This is a genomic window from Clavibacter sp. MX14-G9D, from assembly GCF_032917815.1.
GTDB classification, from domain to species: Bacteria; Actinomycetota; Actinomycetes; order Actinomycetales; family Microbacteriaceae; genus Clavibacter; species Clavibacter michiganensis_K.
The window spans coordinates 1-1525 of the sequence record NZ_JAVCVL010000353.1 but is presented as its reverse complement, the minus strand read 5'-3'; the positions used below and the strand labels follow the sequence as shown (position 1 = coordinate 1525).

The 1525-nt window shown below is 78.6% G+C and carries 1 protein-coding gene and 2 pseudogenes; 2 read left to right on the top strand and 1 reads right to left on the bottom strand.

What is annotated here, in order from left to right:
- Both Q6969_RS15555 and Q6969_RS15550 read left to right on the top strand, forming a co-directional pair.
- Window positions 1-289 (top strand): annotated as a pseudogene (locus tag Q6969_RS15555) (carboxylesterase/lipase family protein); the annotation flags it as partial.
- Window positions 290-443: 154 nt separating this feature from the next.
- On the top strand, window positions 444-1226 hold the full coding sequence (locus Q6969_RS15550) for a hypothetical protein (RefSeq protein ID WP_317231252.1): 783 nt from the start codon (window positions 444-446) through the stop codon (window positions 1224-1226).
- Here Q6969_RS15550 and Q6969_RS15545 read toward each other — a convergent pair.
- Window positions 1223-1525: pseudogene (locus Q6969_RS15545) on the bottom strand (alpha/beta hydrolase); the annotation flags it as partial. The gene Q6969_RS15550 and the pseudogene Q6969_RS15545 sit on opposite strands and share 4 nt — an antisense overlap.

Genomic DNA, 1525 nt, shown 5'->3' with positions numbered 1-1525 from the left:
CCGGTTCGCGCGTCGGCACGCGCGGGCGGGCGGCACGGCGCACCGGTACGCGATCCGCTGGTCGGCGCCCGGGAGCCCCTTCGGCGCCGCGCACACCGTGGACCTGCCGCTCCTGTTCGGGGACGAGGAGGCGTGGCGCGGTGCCGGGCTCCTCGCGGGTGCGCCGTGGGCGGGGATCCAGCGCGACGCCCGGCGGGTGCGGCAGGTGTGGGGGGACTTCGCGCGCGGCGAGATGCCGACGCGGCAGCTGATCCCGGGCGTGCTCGAGCTGCGGCGCGTCGCCGGCTGACCGGTGCGTCGCCCGGAGGCGGCCGACCGGCTCCCGGCCGATCGGCACCCGCTCGGGGGCCGTGGCGCGCCGCCGCCGCCGGGACCGTCTCGGGCAGGCTGGACGGGGTCCGAATCCGGAACCCGCCGACCCCGAGCCGCCCACCAGGAGCCCCGTGTCCCCGTCGAAGCCGTCCCGCACCGCCCGCGAGCGCCGAGGGGCGATGGCCTTCACGGGCGTCCTCATCGCCGTCGTCCTCGTGCTCTCCGCGGTGGCCGCGCTGCGGCCGGGCGCCGTGCCGCTGTGGGCGTTCCTCGGGCTCACCGGTGCGGGCATCGCCGTGGCGCTCGCCATCTACGCCGTGCGGAACGGCTGGGTCCGGGTCCTGCTGCTCGTCGGCGTGGTCGGCGTCGCGTCCGCCCTGAACGCCTCGTCGATGCTCGGGGCGTCGATCCCGTTCGTGGCGGGGGCCTTCGTCGGCGCCCTCCTCTCCCGCGACGAGTGGCCGTGGCGCCGGAGCCCCGAGGAGCGGTTGCGCGCGAACCAGCCGCGGCCGCTCGCGAGCATCCGGCCGTGGTCGGGATCGGGCCTGTCGGCGACGCTCGCGGACGTGCCCGTCGGGCGGCGCGGGACGACGGAGACGGGCGTGCGGCTGGAGGCCGGGGACGTGGCGCAGCGCTTCCGCGTCGACGAGCTGCACGCCCTGGCCACCGGCCGCGGCGGCATGGCGGAGTCGGTCGACGCGGACCGGCCGGAGGTCCCGGGCGGCACCGTCTACCTCGTGCGCGTGGACACGGCGTCGCCCGACTCCATCGTCGGCGAGGTGCTCGTCGGCCTCCCCGGCGACGCGCTCGCGCTCGTGCCCGTCCGCGATCCCATGCCCGGCCCCGCGGCCGTGCTCACGGGTGCCGACGCGGCGTCGTTCCGCGCGTGGGCGCTGACGATCCCGGCGCCCTAGGCGGATCCCTCGGGAACAGGGCCCCGGAGCAGGGCCATGACGGCGGCGGCGACGACGTCCGGCTCCGTCACCGGCACCATGTGCTCGGACCGCGTCGCCGGGATCCATGCCCCGTCGGCCGCGGCCGCGGCCGACGCCTGGTGCGCGCGCACCAGGTCGACGCGCTGCCGTCGCGTGAGCGGGCTGGACGCCGTGCCCGAGATCACGCGGACCGGCACGCCGGGGAGCGTCGAGGACGATCCGGGGTGCGCGGCCAGCGCCTGGAGGCCCGCGAGGACGTGCCGCTGCTCGGCCGCGGT